The following is an 18774-nucleotide window of genomic DNA, read 5'->3' as shown; positions in this document are numbered from 1 at the left end:
CCGCGCGGCGAAGCCGCGCCAATAAACACAGAACCTTGGCGAGCAGGGTCACCTTCTCGCCTTGGCGAGCAGGGTCACCTTCTCGCCTTGGCGAGCAGGGTCACCTCCTCGCCTTGGCGAGCAGGGTCACCTCCTCGCCTTGGCGAGCAAGGTCACCTACTCACCTTGGCGAGCAAGGTCACCTACTCACCTTGGCGAGCAAGGTCACCTCCCCGCCCTGGCGAGCAAGGCCACCCCCTCGCCTTGGCGAGCAAGGCCACCTCCCCGCCTCGGCGGGTGGGTCACCTGCCGACCTCGCATGGCATACCCCCTCCCCACCTTGGCGGGTGAGGTCGCCTTCGTCTCGGCAGGAGCATCCCCCTTCCCCCAACTAGCGGAGTCCCCTTCCGGCAATGGCGTGTCCGCGCTCGCTGTGGGCAGGTCAAAGCGTGGTTTCCGCTCTTACTAGACTCATCCGGGTGACACACTCCCAGAGACCCGTTCTTGTCGTCGACTTCGGTGCGCAGTACGCGCAGTTGATTGCCCGCCGGGTCCGGGAGGCGAGCGTCTACTCCGAAGTGGTCCCGCATACCGCCACCGTGGCGGAGATCGCGGACCGGAAGCCGCTGGCGGTGATCCTGTCCGGTGGCCCGGCAAGTGTGTACGCGGAGGGTGCGCCGGCGCTGGATCCGCGCCTGTTCGAACTCGATATCCCGGTTTTCGGTATCTGCTACGGGTTCCAGGCGATGGCGCAGGCGCTCGGGGGCACGGTGACCAACACCGGTACCCGTGAATACGGCCGGACCGAGCTGGATATCGACGGTGGTCTGCTGCACGAGGGGCTGCCGCGGTTGCAGCCGGTGTGGATGAGCCACGGGGACGCGGTGACCGATGCGCCCGAGGGTTTCGAGGTCACCGGTACGACGGTGGGGGCGCCGGTGGCGGCGTTCGAGAACCGCGCGCGGCGGCTGGCCGGTGTGCAATACCACCCCGAGGTGCTGCATTCGCCGCACGGGCAGCAGGTGCTGAGCCGGTTCCTGCATGAGATGGCCGGGATCGCGCCGGAGTGGACGCCGGCCAATATCGCCGAGGCGATGGTGGAGCGGGTCCGGGAGCAGATCGGGGACGCGCACGCGATCTGCGGTCTCTCCGGCGGGGTGGACAGCGCGGTCGCGGGTGCGCTGGTGCAGCGTGCGATCGGCGATAAGCTCACCTGCGTTTTCGTCGACCACGGGTTGCTGCGGGCGGGGGAACGTGAGCAGGTGCAGCGGGATTTCGTGGCCGCCACGGGAGCCCGGCTGGTAACGGTCGACGCCGTGGGCAAGTTCCTCGGGGAGCTGAAGGGCGTCACCGATCCCGAGGAGAAGCGCAAGATCATCGGCCGGGAGTTCATCCGGTCCTTCGAGGACGCGGTGGGCGAGGTGGTCGGCGAGCAGACCGCCGGGGAGTCCGCGCCGCCGGTGGAGTTCCTGGTTCAGGGCACGCTGTACCCGGATGTGGTGGAGTCCGGTGGCGGTACCGGTACCGCGAACATCAAATCGCACCACAATGTGGGCGGTCTGCCCGATGATCTCGAATTCGAGCTGGTCGAACCGCTGCGGCTGCTGTTCAAGGACGAGGTCCGCGCGGTCGGCCGGGAACTGGGGCTGCCGGAGGAGATCGTGGCCCGTCAGCCGTTCCCGGGCCCGGGGCTGGCGATCCGGATCATCGGCGAGGTGACCGAGGATCGGCTGCGGACCCTGCGGCAGGCGGATGCGATCGCGCGGGAGGAGCTCACGGCGGCGGGGCTGGACGGGCAGATCTGGCAGTGCCCGGTAGTGCTGCTCGCGGATGTGCGCAGTGTGGGTGTGCAGGGCGACGGCCGGACCTACGGGCATCCGATCGTTCTGCGGCCGGTGTCCAGCGAGGACGCGATGACCGCGGATTGGACCCGGCTGCCCTACGACGTGCTGGAACGGATCTCGACCCGCATCACCAACGAGGTCGCCGAGGTCAACCGGGTGGTGCTGGATGTGACGAGCAAGCCGCCGGGCACCATCGAGTGGGAATGAGCGGATAGCGATGCGGCCGGACCCGTTGGTCCGGCCGCATCGCTGCTCGTCGTCTCGGTATCAGCGGCGCTTCCTGGGCGAGATCACCAGGGCGAGGCCGGCCACGATCGCGCCGGCCACGAGAATCCAGCCGATCGGGATCATCGACGCGAAGCCCCAGTTGCCCGGCCCGGCCAGTGCCCAGACCCCGGCGAGGAGCGCGAGCAGTCCGGCGATGAGCAGTCCGGGTGCGAACCGCCCCCGGCTCCCGTGAGTGCCGCATCCCGGCCCGGTCTGTGTGCCCGGGTCTCGATCCGTCTGCCGATCAGCCACGACGCACCTCCGCGTTTCCCATCCGGACCTGGACGTTCAGATTCAGCACCGGTGCGTCGCCGCCTGGGCCGGTGAGCCCGTCGGGGCAGGTCGCCTCGCCCATCCGGACCGTGCACTCGGTGCGTACGTTCATGTTCTCGGGCACCAGGACCACCGCCTCGCCCATCTGCACCGCGATATCCACGGTCTGGTTCCCGGTCAACTCGATACCGCGCAGGTCGAGCGTGCCCGACCCCATGGTGACCGCGTATTCCGGTTTGACCTCCGCGGCCGACGCCGGAGCCCAGGTTCGGTCCCCCATGGTGGGGTTGCCGAAATCGACCGGTCCGATCACCGCTGCCAGCACCACGAACGCCGCCAGCGGTGCGGTGACGCCCAGGAGCCCGTAGCCCCGCCGCCGGAACGATCCGATCACCAGACCCAGCCCGACCACCACCAGGGCCACGGCCGCGATCCGCCCGGGTGTCATCCATTCGGCGCCGGCGATCCGCGCCGCGCCCGCGATCGCGGCCGCCAGGATTGCCAGGCCGAGGACCACCGGAGTGAAGCGGGAACGCGGCCGTTTGTCGACGGTGGTCGCGATGGTTCGGGTGGGGGTGGGTTCGGGCAGATCCCAGGCCAGCGGGGCGACACCCAGCGGGTCCCAGGAGGGCGGGGTGCGGCGAACTGCGTCCGGTGCGGGGGGCCGGCCGGTAGTGCCGGCCTTACCCATATCGACGGGGGTGGCGTCGGCGGCGGGGCGGCCGGGGCCCGCGGTCTCGGGTCCCGCGGCCTTACCGGACGGGGCGGGTGCCGGACTGCCCGCGGACGTCGCCGCCGGCCGGTCCGTGGCCGGTTTGCTCAGCTCGACCTTCGCACCGCCGGCGGGCGGGGTCGCGGCACCCGGGGAGTCGTCGGCCAGGTTCTCCGGCTCGCTGGCGGGACCGGCGGGCCGGTCCGGGACGTAGCGGTCCGGGAGCCGGGTGTACGGGGTGTATTGGTTGTTGTCGTACGGGTACGGATCCGCGCCACCCTGCGGGAACACCGCACCGGGGTAACCGGTGGTGCCGGGGCCGGCGAGCGGTTCGGGCGCGGTCTGGCCGGCGGGCAGTGGCGGCGGGACCGGAGCCCGCATGTAGAGCATCCACCAGGCCGCCAGCATGAGCGCCAGCGAGATCACTCCCGACCCGCCGAGACCGATACCCACCGGGCCCATGGTGCTCACCGCGATCGCCAAGGCCACGATCAGCACGATCGTCTTCGTCTGGCCGGGTGAACCCGGGCCGCGCCGGCTCAGCGATTCCGCCATCGAGGCGCGATCGCCCGGTTCCGGGAACAGTAGCCACCCGATCAGGTACAGGACGATCCCGGCGCCGCCGAAGATGGTGGAGACGACGAACGCCACCCGGACCAGGACCGGGTCGATCCCGTAGCGGTGCCCGAAACCGGCCGCGACTCCGGCGATCGGCCCGTGGCGGGGCAGCCGGGCCGGCCGTGTCTGCCACATCTGCTGGAGCTGATCCCCGAAGCTCGTTCTCGTCATGTCCCCATGGTCCGCTCGTGGTGGCCCGGCACACATCGGGGGGAACCCTGAAGTTGCTCCGGAAAAGTTCCCTACCACCGCCGATAGCCGCCGGTGCCGCTCATATCAGGGTGTTTCCCGATGGTCGCGGTGGGTGCGGGCGTGCCAGTATCGAGGGTATGTGCCCGTTCGGACCTGCCTTCTACGCGCGGGGGGCCGCCGCCGGGGCGGGCCCCGGCACCGCCACACCGCTGGTCCGTCGGTCCGGCGGCCGGATCGTGGGCGGGGTGGCCGGCGGCCTTGCCGACCACCTCGGTATCGATGTGCTCAAGATCCGGATGGCATTCGTATTGCTGTCGGCGCTGGCCGGCGCCGGGATCGTGGCCTACGGGCTGCTGTGGATCTTCACCCCCGGCGGTGCGGACGACACCCGCCCTTCGGGCACCGAGCGGCGGCAGGCGATCGGGCTCGCGCTGCTCGGGCTCGGGTTGTCGGTGGCCGTGTCGTGGGTGTTCAGCGGTACCGCGGCGCGGGTGGTCGCACCGCTGGTGGTGATCGCGATCGGCGCGGCCCTGGTGTGGCGGGAGTACGACGCGGACGGTCCGCGCTCGCTGGTGGGCCTGCCCGCGAAACCGTCGGTGGTGACCTGGTCACGCATCATCGCCGGGGTCACCCTGGTGGTGGCGGGGCTGACCGTGGTGGTGCTGTCGCAGGTCGACTGGGGTTCGCTGGGGTCGGCGCTGCTCGCGGTAGCGGCCACGCTGATCGGAGTGGGCCTGCTGACGGTGCCGCTGGGTCTGCGGCTGATGCATTCGCTCAATGCCGAACGAGCCGCCCGCATCCGCAACGAGGAGCGCGAGGAAATCGCCTCCCACCTCCACGATTCGGTACTCCAGACGCTGGCGTTGATTCAGCGCCAGGCCGGTGATTCACAGGAGGTGCTGCGGCTGGCCCGCAGTCAGGAGCGCGAGCTGCGCCGGTGGCTGTTCGCCGATGCCGGCCCCGCCGAATCCAGCCTGGCCGCCGCGTTGCGCACCATCGCCGGCGAGGTCGAAGACCAGCACGGTGTGAAGGTCACCCCCGTGACGGTCGGCGATGTCGCGATGGACGGTACGGAGTCCGGCTCCGGCCTGCCGCGGGAACATTTCACCGCCGTGCTCGGGGCCACCCGGGAGGCCCTGGTGAATGCCGCCAAACATGCCGGAGTCACCGATATCGATCTGTTCGCCGAAGCCGAACCACACCAGGTCGCCGTATTCGTCCGCGATCGCGGTACCGGCTTCGATCCCGGCGCCGTCCCCGAGGACCGGCACGGCCTGGCGCGTTCCATCCGGGCCCGGGTGGAACGGCGCGGCGGCACGGTCGAGATCGTCTCGGCTCCCGGCCGGGGTACCGAGGTCCGCATCGTCATGCCGCGCAACGATTCCGGGGATTCGGAAGGCGATAGCCCGGAAACCGCCGAGGCCGCCGATTCCGATCGCGAATCCGCGGCCCGGCCGGCCCCGGTGACCCCGCCGGAATTCGTCACCGGCCCCACCTCGGGATCCGGCCCGGCGAGTACCCGAGCCGGACACCGGTGAGGACAGGGCCCGGGCCGCTGTCACCGAACCGGTGCGCTGGAACGCCACCGGCCACGCGCTCGCACCCGCCGAAACCCTCGCGTCGCTGTTCGCCGACGCCGCCCGGGAGCACGCCGGTCCGGGGCGATCGCGATACCCCCGCGGTCCCACCCCGCCACGCTCTCCCGGTCGGCTCGAAGCGAAGGGTGCCGACCCGCCGCCGCGACCCCGGCCCCCACGAACTGCTGTCCCGATCCACAGCGGTATCCCAGCGCCCAATCGCCCGATTCCGCCCCACCTCGCACAGCGCCGAGCCCGACGAGGCCCACAATGGGTTGCGGCCCGCGTCACCTTTCCGCCCTCGAAGCGAGGCGGCGCAGCCGCGAGTCCCGAGGGCGGAAAGGTGACGCCCGAGGGGCCGCAACCCCGTGCCGCCGAAGGCGGCACCAAAATTACAGCAGGAGCGCGGGTGCGGGTTTTTCTCGTCGATGATCATGCGGTGTTCCGGTCCGGTGTGCGGGCCGAGCTGGGCCGGGAGGCGGATATGGAGGTGGTGGGGGAGGCCGGGGGCGTGGCCGAGGCGGTGGCCGGGATCAATGCCGCCGCACCCGATGTGGTGCTGCTCGATGTGCATATGCCCGATGGCGGTGGCGTCGCTGTATTGCACGGGATCGACAGCGGGCCGGTATGTCTGGCGTTGAGCGTGTCCGACGCCGCAGAGGATGTCATCGCGGTGATCCGGGCCGGTGCGCGCGGGTATGTCACCAAGACGATCTCCGGTGCCGAACTGGCCGACGGTATCCGGCGGGTGGCCGGGGGCGATGCCGTGTTCAGCCCGCGGCTCGCGGGTTTCGTGCTGGATTCGTTCACCGGGCGGTCTCCGGTACCGGAACCGCCGCTGGATCCCGAGCTGGATTCGCTGACCCCGCGGGAGCTGGAGGTGCTGCGGCTGCTGGCCCGCGGCTACACCTATCGCGAGATCGCCGAGAAGCTGTTCATCTCGGTGAAGACGGTGGAGACGCACGCCTCGAATGTGTTGCGCAAGACCCAGCAGTCCAACCGGAACGCGCTGACCCGCTGGGCGCACCGGCGGCGGATCGACTGATCCGGGCGGGCCTATCGGATGGGATCGTGCAGCCCGCGCACCGATCGGGTGACCGTGAATTTCCGGTTGCGGCCCATGACCTCGGTGCGTCCCACCATGCGTTCGACGACCGTGCGGTGGTTGAGGTGGTTGTTGTACACGGTCCACAGTTCACCGCCGGGGCGCAGCACCCGGCCGGTCTGGGCGAACATCTTGATGGCCGAGCCGGTATGCACGGCCGCGCCCACATGGAACGGCGGATTGCAGACGACCAGGTCGGCGCTGTTGTCGGCGGCGCCGGACATGGCGTCGTCGCGGACCACCCGGACCTGATCGGCGACCTGGTTGGCGGCGGCGGTCGCGGTCGCGGACGCTACCGCCGCCGCGGACTGGTCGGTGCCGACGACGGTGAGCCCGGGCCGGGACCGGGCGAGTGCGACCGCCAGTATGCCGGTGCCGCAACCCAGGTCGACGGCGTCGCGGGCATCGGGTTTCATGGCGCGCAGGTGTTCGAGCAGGAACCGGGTGCCGATATCCAGGCGGGCGCCGGAGAATGCCGCGCCGTGGGCGACCACGTCGATATCGAATTCGCCGATGTGCTCGCGCACCGGGAACCGCGGTGCCCCCACCGGTTTCGGGCCCCGGACCAGCAGGGCCCGGGATTTCTGGCGGCCCCGGCTGGCGCGGACCTCGGAAAACGTTTCGCCCAGTACCTCGTTCATCGCCTTGGTCAGGTACTTGTCCCGGCCACCCGCGAAGACCTGGACCTCCGGATGCGCGTAACGGGCGATGGTCTCGGCGATCTCGGCGAGGCCGGCCAGGACGCGCGGTAACCGCAGCAATACCACGGTCGCGCCGGTCAGCAGGTTCTCGTCGAGCGGGCAGGCGGTATAGCGGTCGGCGAGCCCGAGTCCGCGGGCGTTGGCGGCCAGGGCGAGTTCACCGGTCAGCAGGTCTTGGTGCACCCGGATACCGTGCAGATCATGGGCGGTGGCCGCACCGAGGGTCAGCGCGCCGTAGCCGTCACCGATCACCACGACCCGCCCGCCGGTCGCGGCCTCGGCCAGCGCGTCGGCAGCGATATCGAGTAAGAGGCGGTCGGCGGCGTCGGCGGCATAGAGGTTGGCGGCCTCCACATCCGGGTAGCGGCGCAACCTTTCGAGTAGGTCCTCCACGTCTCGCACGGGACAAGTGTGCTAGATCGTTGCCGCGCGGTGCGGACCACCCCGGTGGATATCGTCCGGGGCGCGGGTGCTCACGGTGGCGGAAACCGGCCGCCCGGTCGCCGGGGCACACCGTGCGAGTGGGCATTACCGCAGGACAGTGGGCACTGCGGTTAGCATCGGGCTCATGCGTACCGGGCGTGTTCTGGTGGTGGCCGTGATGCTGGGGTGTCTCGCGGGGTGTGCCGACTCCGGGTCCACACCACCGGTTAGCTCCCCGGAGGCGGCGCCGGCCCTGCCCGGCTCGCAGGCGGATATCCCGGGTTTGCCGCCGCTGCCCGGACAACCGGCCCCGGCGCCGGACGATACGGTGCCCAAACAGGCCGAGGCCTCGCCGGGCGCCAAACTGACGGTCACCGATGTCCGGCTCAGCCGTCATCCGGGGTTCGACCGGGTGGAGTACTACGTGGACGGGCGGGGGACCCCGGGTTTCAGCGTGTGGTACACCGGCCGGGCTGTCCAGGACGGCAGCGGCCGCGAACTCGAGGTGGCGGGTGATTCCGTGCTGGAGGTGCGGATCACCGGGTCGGGGTACCCGTTCGATACCGGGGTCGCGCCCTATGCGGGGCCGGACCCGGCCACCGATCCCGCGGTTCCGGGTATCGCGGGGGTCTACCGGACCACGGTTTTCGAGGGGGTCACCCAGTCGTTCGTGGGGGTCTCCGGTGACGAGCCGGGCTTCACCGTGGTCACGCAGACGATGCCGAATCGCCTGGTCATCGACGTCGCGACCGGGTAGCGCGGATCTCGGTTGATCATCAATCGGAGGCTGGCGGGCCGAAATCGGATCCGACCCAGTACGGTTGTCAGCATCGGCGGCTCAGATGTCCGGCGCGCCGGGGCGAAAATACGGGGTTCGTGGGCATCCGAGGGGAGTTGCAGAGCGATGCGACGATTCGAACGAGCCGGTCTCGCCGCCGCGCTGACCGCGCTGGTCGCCGGTGGCTTCCTGGCGGCCTGCTCGAATACCGTGACCGGCACCGCGGAGGTGAACACCTCCGAGCTGCAGCTCTACACCTCGGAGGTCAAATCCTCGTCGGCCGCCGCTTCCTCGTCGCGCGCCGCCGCGGCGGCCGCGGCCGCCACCGCTGTCTGTGACGCTCTCCGGGACAACAACAATCCCGCGGTGGACGCCTTCAACGCCTATATCGACGCCAGCGACAACAAGGCGCCGGATCTCGAACCCAAGAAGCAGGCGGCGGTGACCGCGCTGCGCAATACCGCCGACACGATCGACGGGGAGCTGAATCCCGACGTCCCCAACGATGTGTCCACCCCGATGCGCACCTACCGCGACAATCTGCGCTCGCTGGCGGATCTGCTGGAACGCAACGCCTCTGTCGACGAGGTCAACGGCCAGATCGACACCTTCAACGCGGACAAGGACGCGGCCTTCGACTCCTGCGACGGTTACTGACCGGGCCGAGCCCGCTCATTCGTAGAGTCCTTCCACGCACCACCGGTCGTCCCGGACCAGCAGCAGCAGGCTGTGCGGGCCGGGCAGCTCCACCTGTGCGCGGGCGGCGGGCGCGGTCCCCGGCGACCACCACAGTTCGTCGAGCGGCCAGGGCCCGGCCCAGGCGGTGAGCCGCCAGCTGGACCGGCCCCAGCGCAACCGGGCGGGCGGTGCGCTGAACAGCCCACGGGCGGTGACCCGGACGGGTGTGCCGTCCGCGGCCTCCAGGGTCACCGGCGGGCGGTTGAGCATGATCACCGCGGGCGCCGGTTCGGGGATCCGCCCGGGCCAGGGCGGATCCGGATCGGCCTCGGGGGCGGGTTCGTCACCGAAGGTGACCATGGTGACCCGTTCGGCGGGCCCGCGGCCGCCGCTGAGCACTCCGACCTGCACCGCGTCGCCACCGAGCAGGCCCTGCACCCGGACCAGCGCGCGTAGGGCGCGTTCGTCGCCCGTACCGGTATCGCCCCACAGCCCCAGCTGCAGGGCGGCGGCGGGCACCACCTCCACCGGGACCAGGTGCAGCAGGACGACCGGCGCGGTGGGCCGGCCGGTGGGGCGGGTGAGCCAGCCGTCGAGCTGCCAGCGCACCCGGTCGGCCACTCCGTCGGCGGTCAGCGGTTCGGCGCACCGCCACACCCGGGCCAGCTGTTCGCCGGTTTCGGTCTCGGCGCGGATCTCGAGCCGGGTGCAGGCCGCGGTGGCCGCCGCCAGCGCCGCGGTGAGCCGGGTGGCCAGCAGCCGTCCGGCGAAGGCGGCGGCGTCGACCCGGTCGATCGGCGGATCACAGGGCAACCGGACCTCCAGGTCCGGGGGGAGTCGCCGGGGCGCGGGGGGACGTTCCGGCAACCCGCGCGCGTGCCGATGGGCGAGTATCGCGTCTTTGCCGAACCGGGAGGCGACCTGCGCGGCGGTCAGCGCCGCGAAATCGCCGATCCGGCGCAGTCCGAGCCGGTGCAGCAGGTCCAGCAGGGCGGCCCGCTCCCGCTCCGCGGGGCCGGGTTCGGCGGCCAGTTCACCGATCGGCAGCGGCGCCAGGAAGCGGGCGTCGCCGCCCGGCGGCACGATCGCGCCGTGCCGGGCGGCGATGATCGCGGTCGGCAGTTCGTCGGCGATGCCGATCCGCGCCTCCACTCCGGCGGCGGCCGTCGCGGCCGACAGGCGCCGGGCCGCCGCCTCCGCGGATCCGAGATACCGGATCACGCCCCGCGCGGCGAGTGCGAGCAGTCCGGGGCGCAGTACCTCCACCCCGGAAGCGACCTCGTCGATCGCCGCGGCCACCGGCTCGAACAGCCGGGCGTCGCGGTCCTCGTCGGGGGGTGCGACGAACAGTTCCGGGCAGCGGCCCTGCGCTTCGCGTTTGCGCATCCCGCGCCGCACCCCGGAGTCCCGGGCGGTGGCCGAGCAGGTGACCACCCGGTTCGCGTGCAATACCGCGACCGGCCGGTCCGCCGGGAGCCCGGCTCCGGCCGCCGCCGCGACCGCGGGCCAGTCCGGGCACCACACCACCAGGACACGGCGCGACGAGGACCGATCAGGAGGCAACCGACCGCTCCTGTCCCGCTGTCCCCGGTAGTTCCGGCACACCGGCGGTATCGGCGAGCGCGATCCATTCCACCCGGCCGCCCAGCGGCCGGGCGGCCAGCCGGCCGCGGCTCGGGGCGCCGGCGCCGGTGCGGACCTCGATATCGAGGCTGATCGAACGGATCCGCCCGCTGCCCGCTCCGAGCCCGGTGTAGCCGGCGACCCGGCTTTCCAGCCGCAGGTCCGGGGCGGGCCAGGAGCCCTCGGTGACGAGCAGGGTGGCACCTTTGCCCCGGGCCCGCGCGGCCAGCACCCGGGCCCGGGAGGGCGGTATCGAGGCGCCGCCGAGTCCGAGCACCACCAGTTCCATTCCGTCGAGCAACACCGCGGCCACCTCCGCCGGATCGTGGCCGGCGTCGGCGACCACGGCGAGGCGGTCCAGCCGCGCGCCCATCTCGGCGGCGGCGAGCAGACCGAGCCGGGGCAGGCCCACCGCGGCCGCGTGCCCGCCCGGCCCGGTGACCGCGGCGAGCAGGCCGGCCAGCAGCGCCCCGGCACCGGTGTAGGCCACCACCGTGCCTTTGACCAGGCCCTGGTCGGGAAGTAGGGGAGCGAGGGCGGCGGGTACGGGCAGTATTTCGCGCCGGACCGACGAGGCCGGTGCGACCGGGGCGGCGGCCGGATGGCCCGGCCGGGCCGGAGCCACCGGCGGGCGGGCGCATCCGGCGCCGCCCGCCGCCCGCGCCCGGCGCAGTTCGGCCAGTTCACGCAGTCGTGCGCCGCTGGCCTTCGGTGGTCGTGCCGCCACAGTTATCACCCACTTCCATGCCGGCGCCGGATGGCCGGACCGGCGCACCGAAGTGGTCAGCACCGCCCCAGCTACTTCCATTATCGAACATACATTCGATACCCTAGCCGTGGAAACCCGCCCCCGGAAGCCCATCGGGCCCAACTACGACCGAGTGTCGTGAATGTGGTCGCGTGACGTGCGGTCCCGCTCCGAATCCGGCCAGCTACCACCGAATTCGGCTAGTCTCACAGCCATGATCGAACGCCCCCGTCCCATCGTCGGCCCGGATTATCTGGTGGCCGGCCGATACCGCCTGCAGTCGAAGCTCGGCGGTGGCGGTATGGGAGCGGTATGGCTCGCCAAGGACAGGTTGCTGGACCGCGATGTCGCCATCAAACAGGTGCTGTCCACGGCCGGGCTGGACGAAGCCGAGGCCAGGCGGGTCCGGGACCAGATCGTGCACGAGGGCCGGGTCGCCGCGAAGCTGTCCCACGAACACGCCATCGCGGTCTACGACGTGGTGCTCGAGGCGGGCGAGCCCTGGCTGGTGATCGAGCATCTACCCTCACGCAGTGTGGCCCGGGCGCTCGGCCTGGTGAACACCCTGCCCGTCATCGAGGTCGCCCAGATCGGCGCGCAGGTGGCCGACGCCCTGGCCGCCGCCCATCACGTCGGCATCGTGCATCGCGATATCAAACCGGGCAATATCCTCGTGGCCGATCGCGGCCCGGGTGTCGGGATGGCGAAACTGAGCGACTTCGGTATCTCCCGCAGCGTCAACGAGGCCTCCGACGAGCCGGACGGCATGATCACCGGCACCCCGGCCTATCTCCCGCCCGAGGTGGCCCGCGGCGCCCGGCCGACCGCGGCCAGCGACGTGTTCTCCCTCGGCGCCACCCTGTACACCGCCATCGAAGGCCAGCCGCCGTTCGGGATGGACGACAACACCGACGCCGTCGTGGAGCGGGCCGCCATGGCGCAGATCATTCCGCCTGCCCGCAGCGGGGTGCTCACCCGCGCGCTGCTGCATATGATGGAGCCCGCCCCGCAGCGTCGCCCGACGATGGCGCAGGCGCGCGACGAAATCCTCGCCGCCGCTTTCGGCCCCGGCGCGGCCGACAATATCCTCGGCGCCCCGGTGCGCACCGAGGACGGCACGATTCCGGCCTGGGCGGCCCGCAACTCCGCCGCCGGTCTGCGTAGCCCCCGGTCCGGGCCGCTGCCCCGGCGGGCCCGGCCGCAGCAGCCCGTCGCGACCGCGGTCGCGCCTCCGGCCGGCCGCAAACCGTCCGCACCGCCCAGCCCGACCGTGGCCGTCACCATCGGCCTGCTGATCGGCCTGCTCATCATTGTCGTCATCCTCGTGATGGTGATGTAGCCCGCGAGTTCAGCCGGGTAGCGGCCCACCGCCGCCCGATTCGTCGAGTAGCAGCGCGAGCATCTCCCGGAATTCCGCCAACCGGTCCGGCCCCAGGGCGCGCGCCCAGTCCTGTTCCACGGCGGCCATGCTGTCGCGCAGCACCCCGAACGCCGTCCGGCCGCGATCGGTCAGGCAGACCAGCTTCGCCCGGCGATCGGCCGGATCGGCGACGCGGACGAGATATCCGCCGCGCTCCAGCGTCCCGACCACCTGCGCGGTCGCCTGCCGGGTGACCCCGATCCGCGGCGCCAGTTCGGAGACCCGCTGCCCGCCCGCGAGCAGCGGCGGGAAGAGCTGCAGGGCGTGCCGCGGATGCAGATCGGGCATTCCGGCGGCGGCGAACGCCGCGCCCAGCCGCACGCTGGTGGCGCGGGTCAGCCGGTACAGCAGTACGGACGGCGCGGACGCCACGGCGGGAGACTCGGTCATGGTGACCGATTCTCGCGGAGTCCGGCAGGCGGCCTCACCGGGCGCCCGGGCAGGCTCCTTCCGGATCCGCGTCGTCGGAGTAGGTGACCCGCGGGTAATACGGACCCATCACCGGCTCCGGATTCTCCGGGTCCGCGTTCTGCACCGAATGGGGGAAATCTCCGGCGGGCAGCATATTCCGCATGATCAGCAGCGTCTCGCCGGTATTCGCGGGGAGCCAGGCCGCGCCGCATGCCGGGTCCGGCCGGTGCTCCGGGGCCGAGACCACGATCGTGTACTCGCCGTTCGCGTCGACCGGGAGTTCGTCGTCCACGAGGCAGCCGAGAGTGCCGGTGGACGGGCCGTCACCACTGCATATCGACCAGTACCGCAGCTGGGCCGGATCCATCCGGGCCGAGTCCGGGTAGGTGTCCGGGGTTTCGGGCAACCGGCCGCGAATCACGGCGGTACGGCCGGTGTCCACCAGGGTCGCCAGGTATTTGTTATCCGGATTCGGGAACAGGCCGCCGCCCTCGCGTCCCGCCCACTGGGGCGCGTGCGGCGGCGGAGTGGCCCGCCCGCCGAGCCGGGCGCGACCCTGCGCGAACACCCCGTGGGGATCGAAGGCGCTGGTGCTCGTCCCGCAGTCCGCGAGGTCGTATGATCCGCCGCCGGCGGTCCGGACCGTGGTGCGCGGCAGGCCGGTACCGCCCATGGCGTCTCGTCCGGCGTCCGGCCGGTAGACCCGGTACAGAACCGGGATCACCCCGCCCTCGGGGCGGGCGTAGAGAGTATTGGGTTCGGGGTCCGCGGGCCGTTCACCGGCCACGACCCGCACCGTGTAGGAACGGTTCTCCGCCTGCCGCTCGGCTCCCGCCGGGAACGGGTTCACCGAACCGGGGTCGGGGGTGATCGAGGTATCGGTGAGTACGCCCGTGGCATCACCGAGGCCCGAGTAGGAGACGAACGACATATAGCGCGCGTGCGGGAATTCACCGCGCAGCGTGACGCTCGCCCCGGGCGCGGCGGGGACCAGCGTCATCCAATAGTTCGCGAAGGTGTCCGGGAAGGCGACGTTGAAGGTATCGGCGTTGATGCGCGGGCTCCAGCCGCAGGTGATCTCCGGGGGAGCGGCGGTGGCGGGCGCGGAGGTGTTCAGTGCGGGGAGGGCGGCCGCGCAACCGGCGGCCAGCGCGAGCGTGAGGGCTCTCGCGCCGCGCCGGCGCCGGAGATCTCCGAAAACCATGTCGCCTCGATTCGGTGTGGTGTGGTGGGGCGCCACGATTATAGGCAAGGCCCTTGCTTAATTGGATGCGACACCCTCTGATCAGCGAAAATCTGTATCCCCCCAGGTCGTGCCCGGCAATCCGGGCGCATGTCATCCACCGGTCCGTGACTCATACCGGCCCGACCGGCGGTAAGGTCCGGTTTGTCTGTCTTGTCGACCCACCCGGGAACTCCGCCGGGGGTGGTGATCGTTGGATGGGCAGTTGGATATCGAGTAACAGCTCGAGCCGACGGTCGTGCTCCGGTATGGCCAACGAACTCCGAGAAAGGGATTTGCGGTGCGCGCCACAAGCAATCCGGTATTCAAGAATCTGCCGAAGCAGGAAACCGGCTACGCGAGCTTCGGCTCCGCCGCCGCCGGCGCGGGTCAGCTGGGTTACCAGTACGGCAACCAGCAGTACCCCCCGCAGTATCAGCAGCAGCCCTACCCGCAGGCGCCGACCCGGTCGCTGACCATCGACGACGTGGTCACCAAAACCGGTATCACGCTCGGCGTCCTCGCCCTCTCCGCGCTGGTCACCTACATCCTGACCAGCGCCAACAACGGGCTGGCTCCGCTGTTCGTCATCGGCGGTGGCCTCATCGGCCTGGTTCTCGTCCTGGTCGCCACCTTCGGCAACAAGGCCGACAACCCGGCTCTCGTCCTCTCCTACGCGGTCGCCGAAGGTGTCTTCGTCGGCGCCCTGTCGTTCATGTTCACCGATATCAGCTTCGGTGGCGCGGGCGGCGCGGGCATGATCGGCCAGGCCGTCCTCGGCACCTTCGGTGTGTTCGCGGGCATGCTGGTCGTCTACAAGACCGGCGCCATCCGGGTCACCCCGCGGTTCACCCGAATGCTCATCGGCGCCATGATCGGCATCCTGGTCCTGGTCGTGGGCAACCTGATCGCGAGCTTCTTCACCGACGGCGGCTTCGGCCTGCGCGACGGCGGCCCGATCGCGATCATCTTCAGCCTGGTGGTCATCGCCATCGCCGCGTTCAGCTTCCTGCTGGACTTCGACGCCGCCGATCAGCTCATCCGCGCCCAGGCCCCGCCGAAGGCGGCCTGGGGTGTGGCGCTGGGCCTCACGGTCACCCTGGTCTGGCTCTACGTCGAGATCCTGCGCCTGCTCAGCTACTTCCAGAGCGACTAGTGGCAGCCGCGACAATCCGAAAGACGGTCCCCGCTCCGGCGGGGGCCGTCTTCGTATTTCCGGCACTGTTCGCCGGACCGCGAAAACCGGTTGTCCGCGGCGGGCGTAACGCACAGGGTGTACGCCATGGATCTGGACTGGAATGCCGAAATACGAGGCCAGCTGGAAATGCATTGGTCGAGACAGCTCCGCACCCGGCTCGATGGGCTCACCGACGAGGAGTACTTCTGGGAGCCGGTGCCAGATATGTGGACGATTCGTCCCGCGGACGGTCGATTCAGCTGTGACTTCGCGATACCGCCGCCCGACCCCGCCCCGGTGACCACTATCGCGTGGCGGCTCGGCCATGTGATCGTCCTGCTGGAGGCGGGCCTGGAACGGTTCGGCCATCCACCCGTCGATTTCGCCTCGTTCCGCTACGCCGGAACAGCGGCCGCGGCGCTGGAGCAACTCGACACCGCCTACCGTGCGTGGATCGACGGCGTCGCCGGTCTGGGTACCACCGGGCTGGCCGAACCGGCGGGACCGCCCGGCGGCATGCTCGCCGACTGGTCCACCGCGGGAATCGTGCTGCACACGCACCGGGAACTACTGCACCACGGTGCGGAGATCGCATTGCTGCGCGACCTCTATCGAGCCGGTCTCCGTTCCTCCGGATAACTCGTCGTATCGGGGGACGGCATTGCCCGCCGAATCTCACTCTCCAGGGTGAGGACGCTTCCGGATACCGGCCCCGATCATGCTGGGTATGGGCCGACGCACTGTTGTTCACGCACCGGGGACACGGTTCCGGGGGAGGTGGTGGGCGGTGGTCGCCGTATGCGCGGTATCGCTGACGGCCTGCGCGGCCGTCGCCTCGCCGCCGGGCACCGAACGGTTGCAGACCCTGCTGACGCAGCTCCGATCCGATACCGCGGTGTGGGCGATAGCGGAGGTGGTGAACGAGGACGGTGTGTGGCGCGGGGGCAGTGGTGTCGCCGAGCTCGGTGCATCGCTGCCGGTGCCGGTCGATGGGCATTTCCGTATCGGCAGTATCACCAAGACGTTCGTCTCCGTTGTCGTGCTGCAGCTCGTCTCCGAGGCAAGGATCGGTCTGGACGATCCGGTGGAGCGCTGGTTGCCCGGGGTCGTGCCGGGCGCTCCACTCATCACCGTCCGGCAGTTGCTCGCCAACACCAGCGGGCTGTACGACTATGTGGAGACGCTGCCGTTCCCGCCCCGTCCGGGGTTCTTCGAGAACCGGTGGCGGACCTGGTCACCCGGCGAATTGCTAGGGCGCGCGTTCACTCATCCGCCGGATTTCCCGCCGGGTTCGGCCTATGGATACTCGAACACCGGCTACGCGCTGCTGGGAATGCTCATCGAACGCATCACCGCCCGCGCCTACGCGACCGAGATCTACGACCGGATCATCCGGCCGCTGTCCCTGCCGGGCACTTCCGTGCCGGGTCCGGCGGTCTCGATTCCGGAACCCCACCCGCGCGGGTATGTGCCCGCGGCACAGGGCCTCGCCGATTTCACCGAGATGAACCCGACGGTATTCGGTGCCGGCGGCGAAATGATCTCGACCACCGCGGACCTCAACCGCTTCTTCGACGCCCTACTCGGCGGCCGGATGGTCCCCGCTCGGCTCCTCGACGACATGCGGACTCCGGGCGTCGAGGGCTCCACCTACGGACTCGGTCTCCGGATGCGCACCACATCGTGCGGGATACGCGTATTCGGCAACGACGGTGACGCTCTGGCCTCCGCTGCCTGGTCTTTCAGCAGCGAGGACCTGGACCGGCAGACCACGATCGCGCTGGGTCCCGCTTTCACCGGTGATCCCGATGAGGCCGTGGACGCCTTCCTCGACCACACCTTCTGCGGCATGTGATCAGATGGGCGACCGGCCCGCCTCCGGCGCACTACGGTTCGTGCGCCGGAGGCGACGTTTCAGTTCCCGGAGCCGACGATGGCGGTGACGCGGATCTCCACGCGCATGGCGGCGAGGCCGAGGACCGTGACGCCGGTTTCGGTCCAGATCGGTGCGCGACCGCCCAGGCGCCGGCGGAACTGCTCGGCCATGACCCGGTTGTGGTCGTCGCCGATGGCGTCGTCGCCCGGTGCGACCTTGTGATACGAGTTGACGTGGATGACGTCCTTCCAGGTCGCGCCGACCGTGGCCAGTGTGCGCTCCACATTGTCGAAAGCCCGGATGATCTCGTCCTCCAGGGCGTCGGGGATGGCCAGATCGTCATCCACCCCGGCCTGGCCGGAGGTTTCGACCCGGTCGCCGACGCGAACGGCCCCGCTGTACCCGTATGCCTCGTGCAGTTTCTCGCCGTAGCCCGGAACGACGCCGAAGGTGACGGTGCTCATGATGTTCCCATTCCTGTCCTGGGGGCGTTCCCCGTTGCATGACTTCACATGTGAACTCATGGCGGTCCGATATTATTTCAAGCGAAAAGTAATAACGGGCTTCGCCGGAGAGCGGGAACAGGCATGAGCAGCACGGAAAGGCGGACGGGCCACGTCGGCGAGCAAGTGGACCACGAGGAACTCCGCTGGCTCGACGAGCAGGAGAAGGCGGCGTGGACCGGGCTGATCTCGCTGATCCTGCTGCTGCCCGGCAAGCTGGAGTCGCCGCTGCGGCAGGAACACGGTCTCACCCTGTTCGAGTACCTCGTGCTCAGTCATCTCTCCGAAGCCCCGCGGCGCACGCTCCGGATGGGCCAACTGGCCTTCCTTGCCAGCGGATCGCTGTCCCGCCTGTCCAATGTGGTCAAACGCTGTGAACAACGCGGCTGGATCGTGCGCACCCCCGACCCGGCCGACGGCCGCTACACCCTCGCCGAACTCACCGACACCGGCTTCGACCTCGTGCACCAGGCGGCGCCCACGCACCTGCAGGCCGTCCGCCGCCTCGTCCTCGACCCGCTCAACATCACCGACCAGAAGGCGCTCGCCCGCATCGCCGACAAACTCCACATCGTCCCCGACGACTTCGGCTGACGGCCGCCCCCGCTCCGATCGGGTCATCACCATGCCTCGATCAGTTGTATTTC

18 protein-coding genes are annotated in these 18774 nt (G+C 70.5%); 10 read left to right on the top strand and 8 right to left on the bottom strand.

Annotated features, from left to right (window positions below):
* The first annotated feature begins 458 nt into the window (after positions 1 to 458).
* A complete protein-coding gene (gene guaA / locus ACWDU1_RS06800) occupies positions 459 to 2030 on the top strand; it encodes a glutamine-hydrolyzing GMP synthase (RefSeq protein ID WP_449996321.1) in 1572 nt (523 codons plus the stop codon).
* Positions 2031 to 2090: 60 nt separating this feature from the next.
* Here the strand turns inward: guaA and ACWDU1_RS06795 are convergent, their stop codons facing one another.
* Together ACWDU1_RS06795 and ACWDU1_RS06790 are read right to left on the bottom strand one after the other, a co-directional pair.
* Positions 2091 to 2342, bottom strand: coding sequence for a hypothetical protein (locus tag ACWDU1_RS06795; RefSeq protein WP_449996320.1), 252 nt, complete (start codon positions 2340 to 2342; stop codon positions 2091 to 2093).
* The gene (locus ACWDU1_RS06790; protein WP_449996319.1) at positions 2335 to 3864 is read right to left on the bottom strand and encodes a PspC domain-containing protein; all 1530 of its coding nucleotides are present in this window, start codon (positions 3862 to 3864) and stop codon (positions 2335 to 2337) included. The genes ACWDU1_RS06795 and ACWDU1_RS06790 overlap by 8 nt, the downstream gene beginning before the upstream one ends.
* A gap of 158 nt (positions 3865 to 4022) precedes the next feature.
* Between ACWDU1_RS06790 and ACWDU1_RS06785 the strand changes: the two genes are divergently transcribed.
* Both ACWDU1_RS06785 and ACWDU1_RS06780 read left to right on the top strand, forming a co-directional pair.
* The gene (locus tag ACWDU1_RS06785) at positions 4023 to 5423 is read left to right on the top strand and encodes an ATP-binding protein (RefSeq protein ID WP_449996318.1); all 1401 of its coding nucleotides are present in this window, start codon (positions 4023 to 4025) and stop codon (positions 5421 to 5423) included.
* Positions 5424 to 5871: 448 nt separating this feature from the next.
* Complete coding sequence (locus ACWDU1_RS06780) at positions 5872 to 6507, top strand: response regulator (RefSeq protein WP_449996317.1); 636 nt, start codon at positions 5872 to 5874, stop codon at positions 6505 to 6507.
* 11 nt (positions 6508 to 6518) lie between these two features.
* Here ACWDU1_RS06780 and ACWDU1_RS06775 read toward each other — a convergent pair whose 3' ends face one another.
* Positions 6519 to 7670, bottom strand: a complete 1152-nt coding sequence (locus tag ACWDU1_RS06775) for a class I SAM-dependent methyltransferase (protein WP_449996316.1) — start codon at positions 7668 to 7670, stop codon at positions 6519 to 6521.
* 166 nt (positions 7671 to 7836) lie between these two features.
* On the opposite strand from ACWDU1_RS06775, the gene ACWDU1_RS06770 reads away from it, so the two are divergent.
* Positions 7837 to 8448 (top strand): AMIN-like domain-containing (lipo)protein, encoded by a 612-nt coding sequence (locus ACWDU1_RS06770; RefSeq protein WP_449996315.1) that lies wholly within the window; start codon positions 7837 to 7839, stop codon positions 8446 to 8448.
* Between the two features lie 147 nt (positions 8449 to 8595).
* A complete protein-coding gene (locus ACWDU1_RS06765; protein ID WP_449996314.1) occupies positions 8596 to 9126 on the top strand; it encodes a hypothetical protein in 531 nt (176 codons plus the stop codon).
* A 15-nt stretch (positions 9127 to 9141) separates the two neighbouring features.
* Here ACWDU1_RS06765 and ACWDU1_RS06760 read toward each other — a convergent pair whose 3' ends face one another.
* Positions 9142 to 10710 (bottom strand): DNA polymerase Y family protein, encoded by a 1569-nt coding sequence (locus ACWDU1_RS06760; RefSeq protein ID WP_449996313.1) that lies wholly within the window; start codon positions 10708 to 10710, stop codon positions 9142 to 9144.
* Positions 10700 to 11578, bottom strand: coding sequence for a hypothetical protein (locus ACWDU1_RS06755; protein WP_449996312.1), 879 nt, complete (start codon positions 11576 to 11578; stop codon positions 10700 to 10702). Before ACWDU1_RS06755 ends, ACWDU1_RS06760 begins: the two co-directional genes overlap by 11 nt.
* Before the next feature lie 154 nt (positions 11579 to 11732).
* Between ACWDU1_RS06755 and ACWDU1_RS06750 the strand changes: the two genes are divergently transcribed.
* Entirely contained in the window at positions 11733 to 12857 is a 1125-nt protein-coding gene (locus ACWDU1_RS06750) for a protein kinase domain-containing protein (protein ID WP_449996311.1), read from the top strand.
* Positions 12858 to 12866: 9 nt separating this feature from the next.
* Here the strand turns inward: ACWDU1_RS06750 and ACWDU1_RS06745 are convergent, their stop codons facing one another.
* Both ACWDU1_RS06745 and ACWDU1_RS06740 read right to left on the bottom strand, forming a co-directional pair.
* Positions 12867 to 13328 carry a MarR family winged helix-turn-helix transcriptional regulator gene (locus ACWDU1_RS06745; protein WP_449996310.1) on the bottom strand — a complete coding sequence of 154 codons (462 nt, stop codon included), beginning with the start codon at positions 13326 to 13328 and terminating at the stop codon, positions 12867 to 12869.
* 34 nt (positions 13329 to 13362) lie between these two features.
* On the bottom strand, positions 13363 to 14553 hold the full coding sequence (locus ACWDU1_RS06740) for a hypothetical protein (RefSeq protein ID WP_449996309.1): 1191 nt from the start codon (positions 14551 to 14553) through the stop codon (positions 13363 to 13365).
* 319 nt (positions 14554 to 14872) lie between these two features.
* On the opposite strand from ACWDU1_RS06740, the gene ACWDU1_RS06735 reads away from it, so the two are divergent.
* From ACWDU1_RS06735 to ACWDU1_RS06725, 3 genes are all read left to right on the top strand, one after another.
* Complete coding sequence (locus ACWDU1_RS06735; protein WP_449996308.1) at positions 14873 to 15727, top strand: Bax inhibitor-1/YccA family protein; 855 nt, start codon at positions 14873 to 14875, stop codon at positions 15725 to 15727.
* A gap of 132 nt (positions 15728 to 15859) precedes the next feature.
* Positions 15860 to 16387 carry a DinB family protein gene (locus ACWDU1_RS06730; protein ID WP_449996322.1) on the top strand — a complete coding sequence of 176 codons (528 nt, stop codon included), beginning with the start codon at positions 15860 to 15862 and terminating at the stop codon, positions 16385 to 16387.
* A gap of 148 nt (positions 16388 to 16535) precedes the next feature.
* The gene (locus ACWDU1_RS06725) at positions 16536 to 17603 is read left to right on the top strand and encodes a serine hydrolase domain-containing protein (protein WP_449996307.1); all 1068 of its coding nucleotides are present in this window, start codon (positions 16536 to 16538) and stop codon (positions 17601 to 17603) included.
* Positions 17604 to 17662: 59 nt separating this feature from the next.
* Here ACWDU1_RS06725 and ACWDU1_RS06720 read toward each other — a convergent pair whose 3' ends face one another.
* Entirely contained in the window at positions 17663 to 18088 is a 426-nt protein-coding gene (locus tag ACWDU1_RS06720) for a Rid family hydrolase (protein ID WP_449996306.1), read from the bottom strand.
* Between the two features lie 123 nt (positions 18089 to 18211).
* Between ACWDU1_RS06720 and ACWDU1_RS06715 the strand changes: the two genes are divergently transcribed.
* Positions 18212 to 18721: a MarR family winged helix-turn-helix transcriptional regulator gene (locus ACWDU1_RS06715; protein ID WP_449996305.1), complete on the top strand. Its 510-nt coding sequence runs from the start codon at positions 18212 to 18214 to the stop codon at positions 18719 to 18721.
* Positions 18722 to 18774: the final 53 nt, after the last annotated feature.

The sequence above is a fragment of the Nocardia sp. NPDC003345 genome (assembly GCF_053589395.1).
Note: the sequence above shows the minus strand (reverse complement) of the source record. Positions and strands in the feature narration are given on the sequence as shown.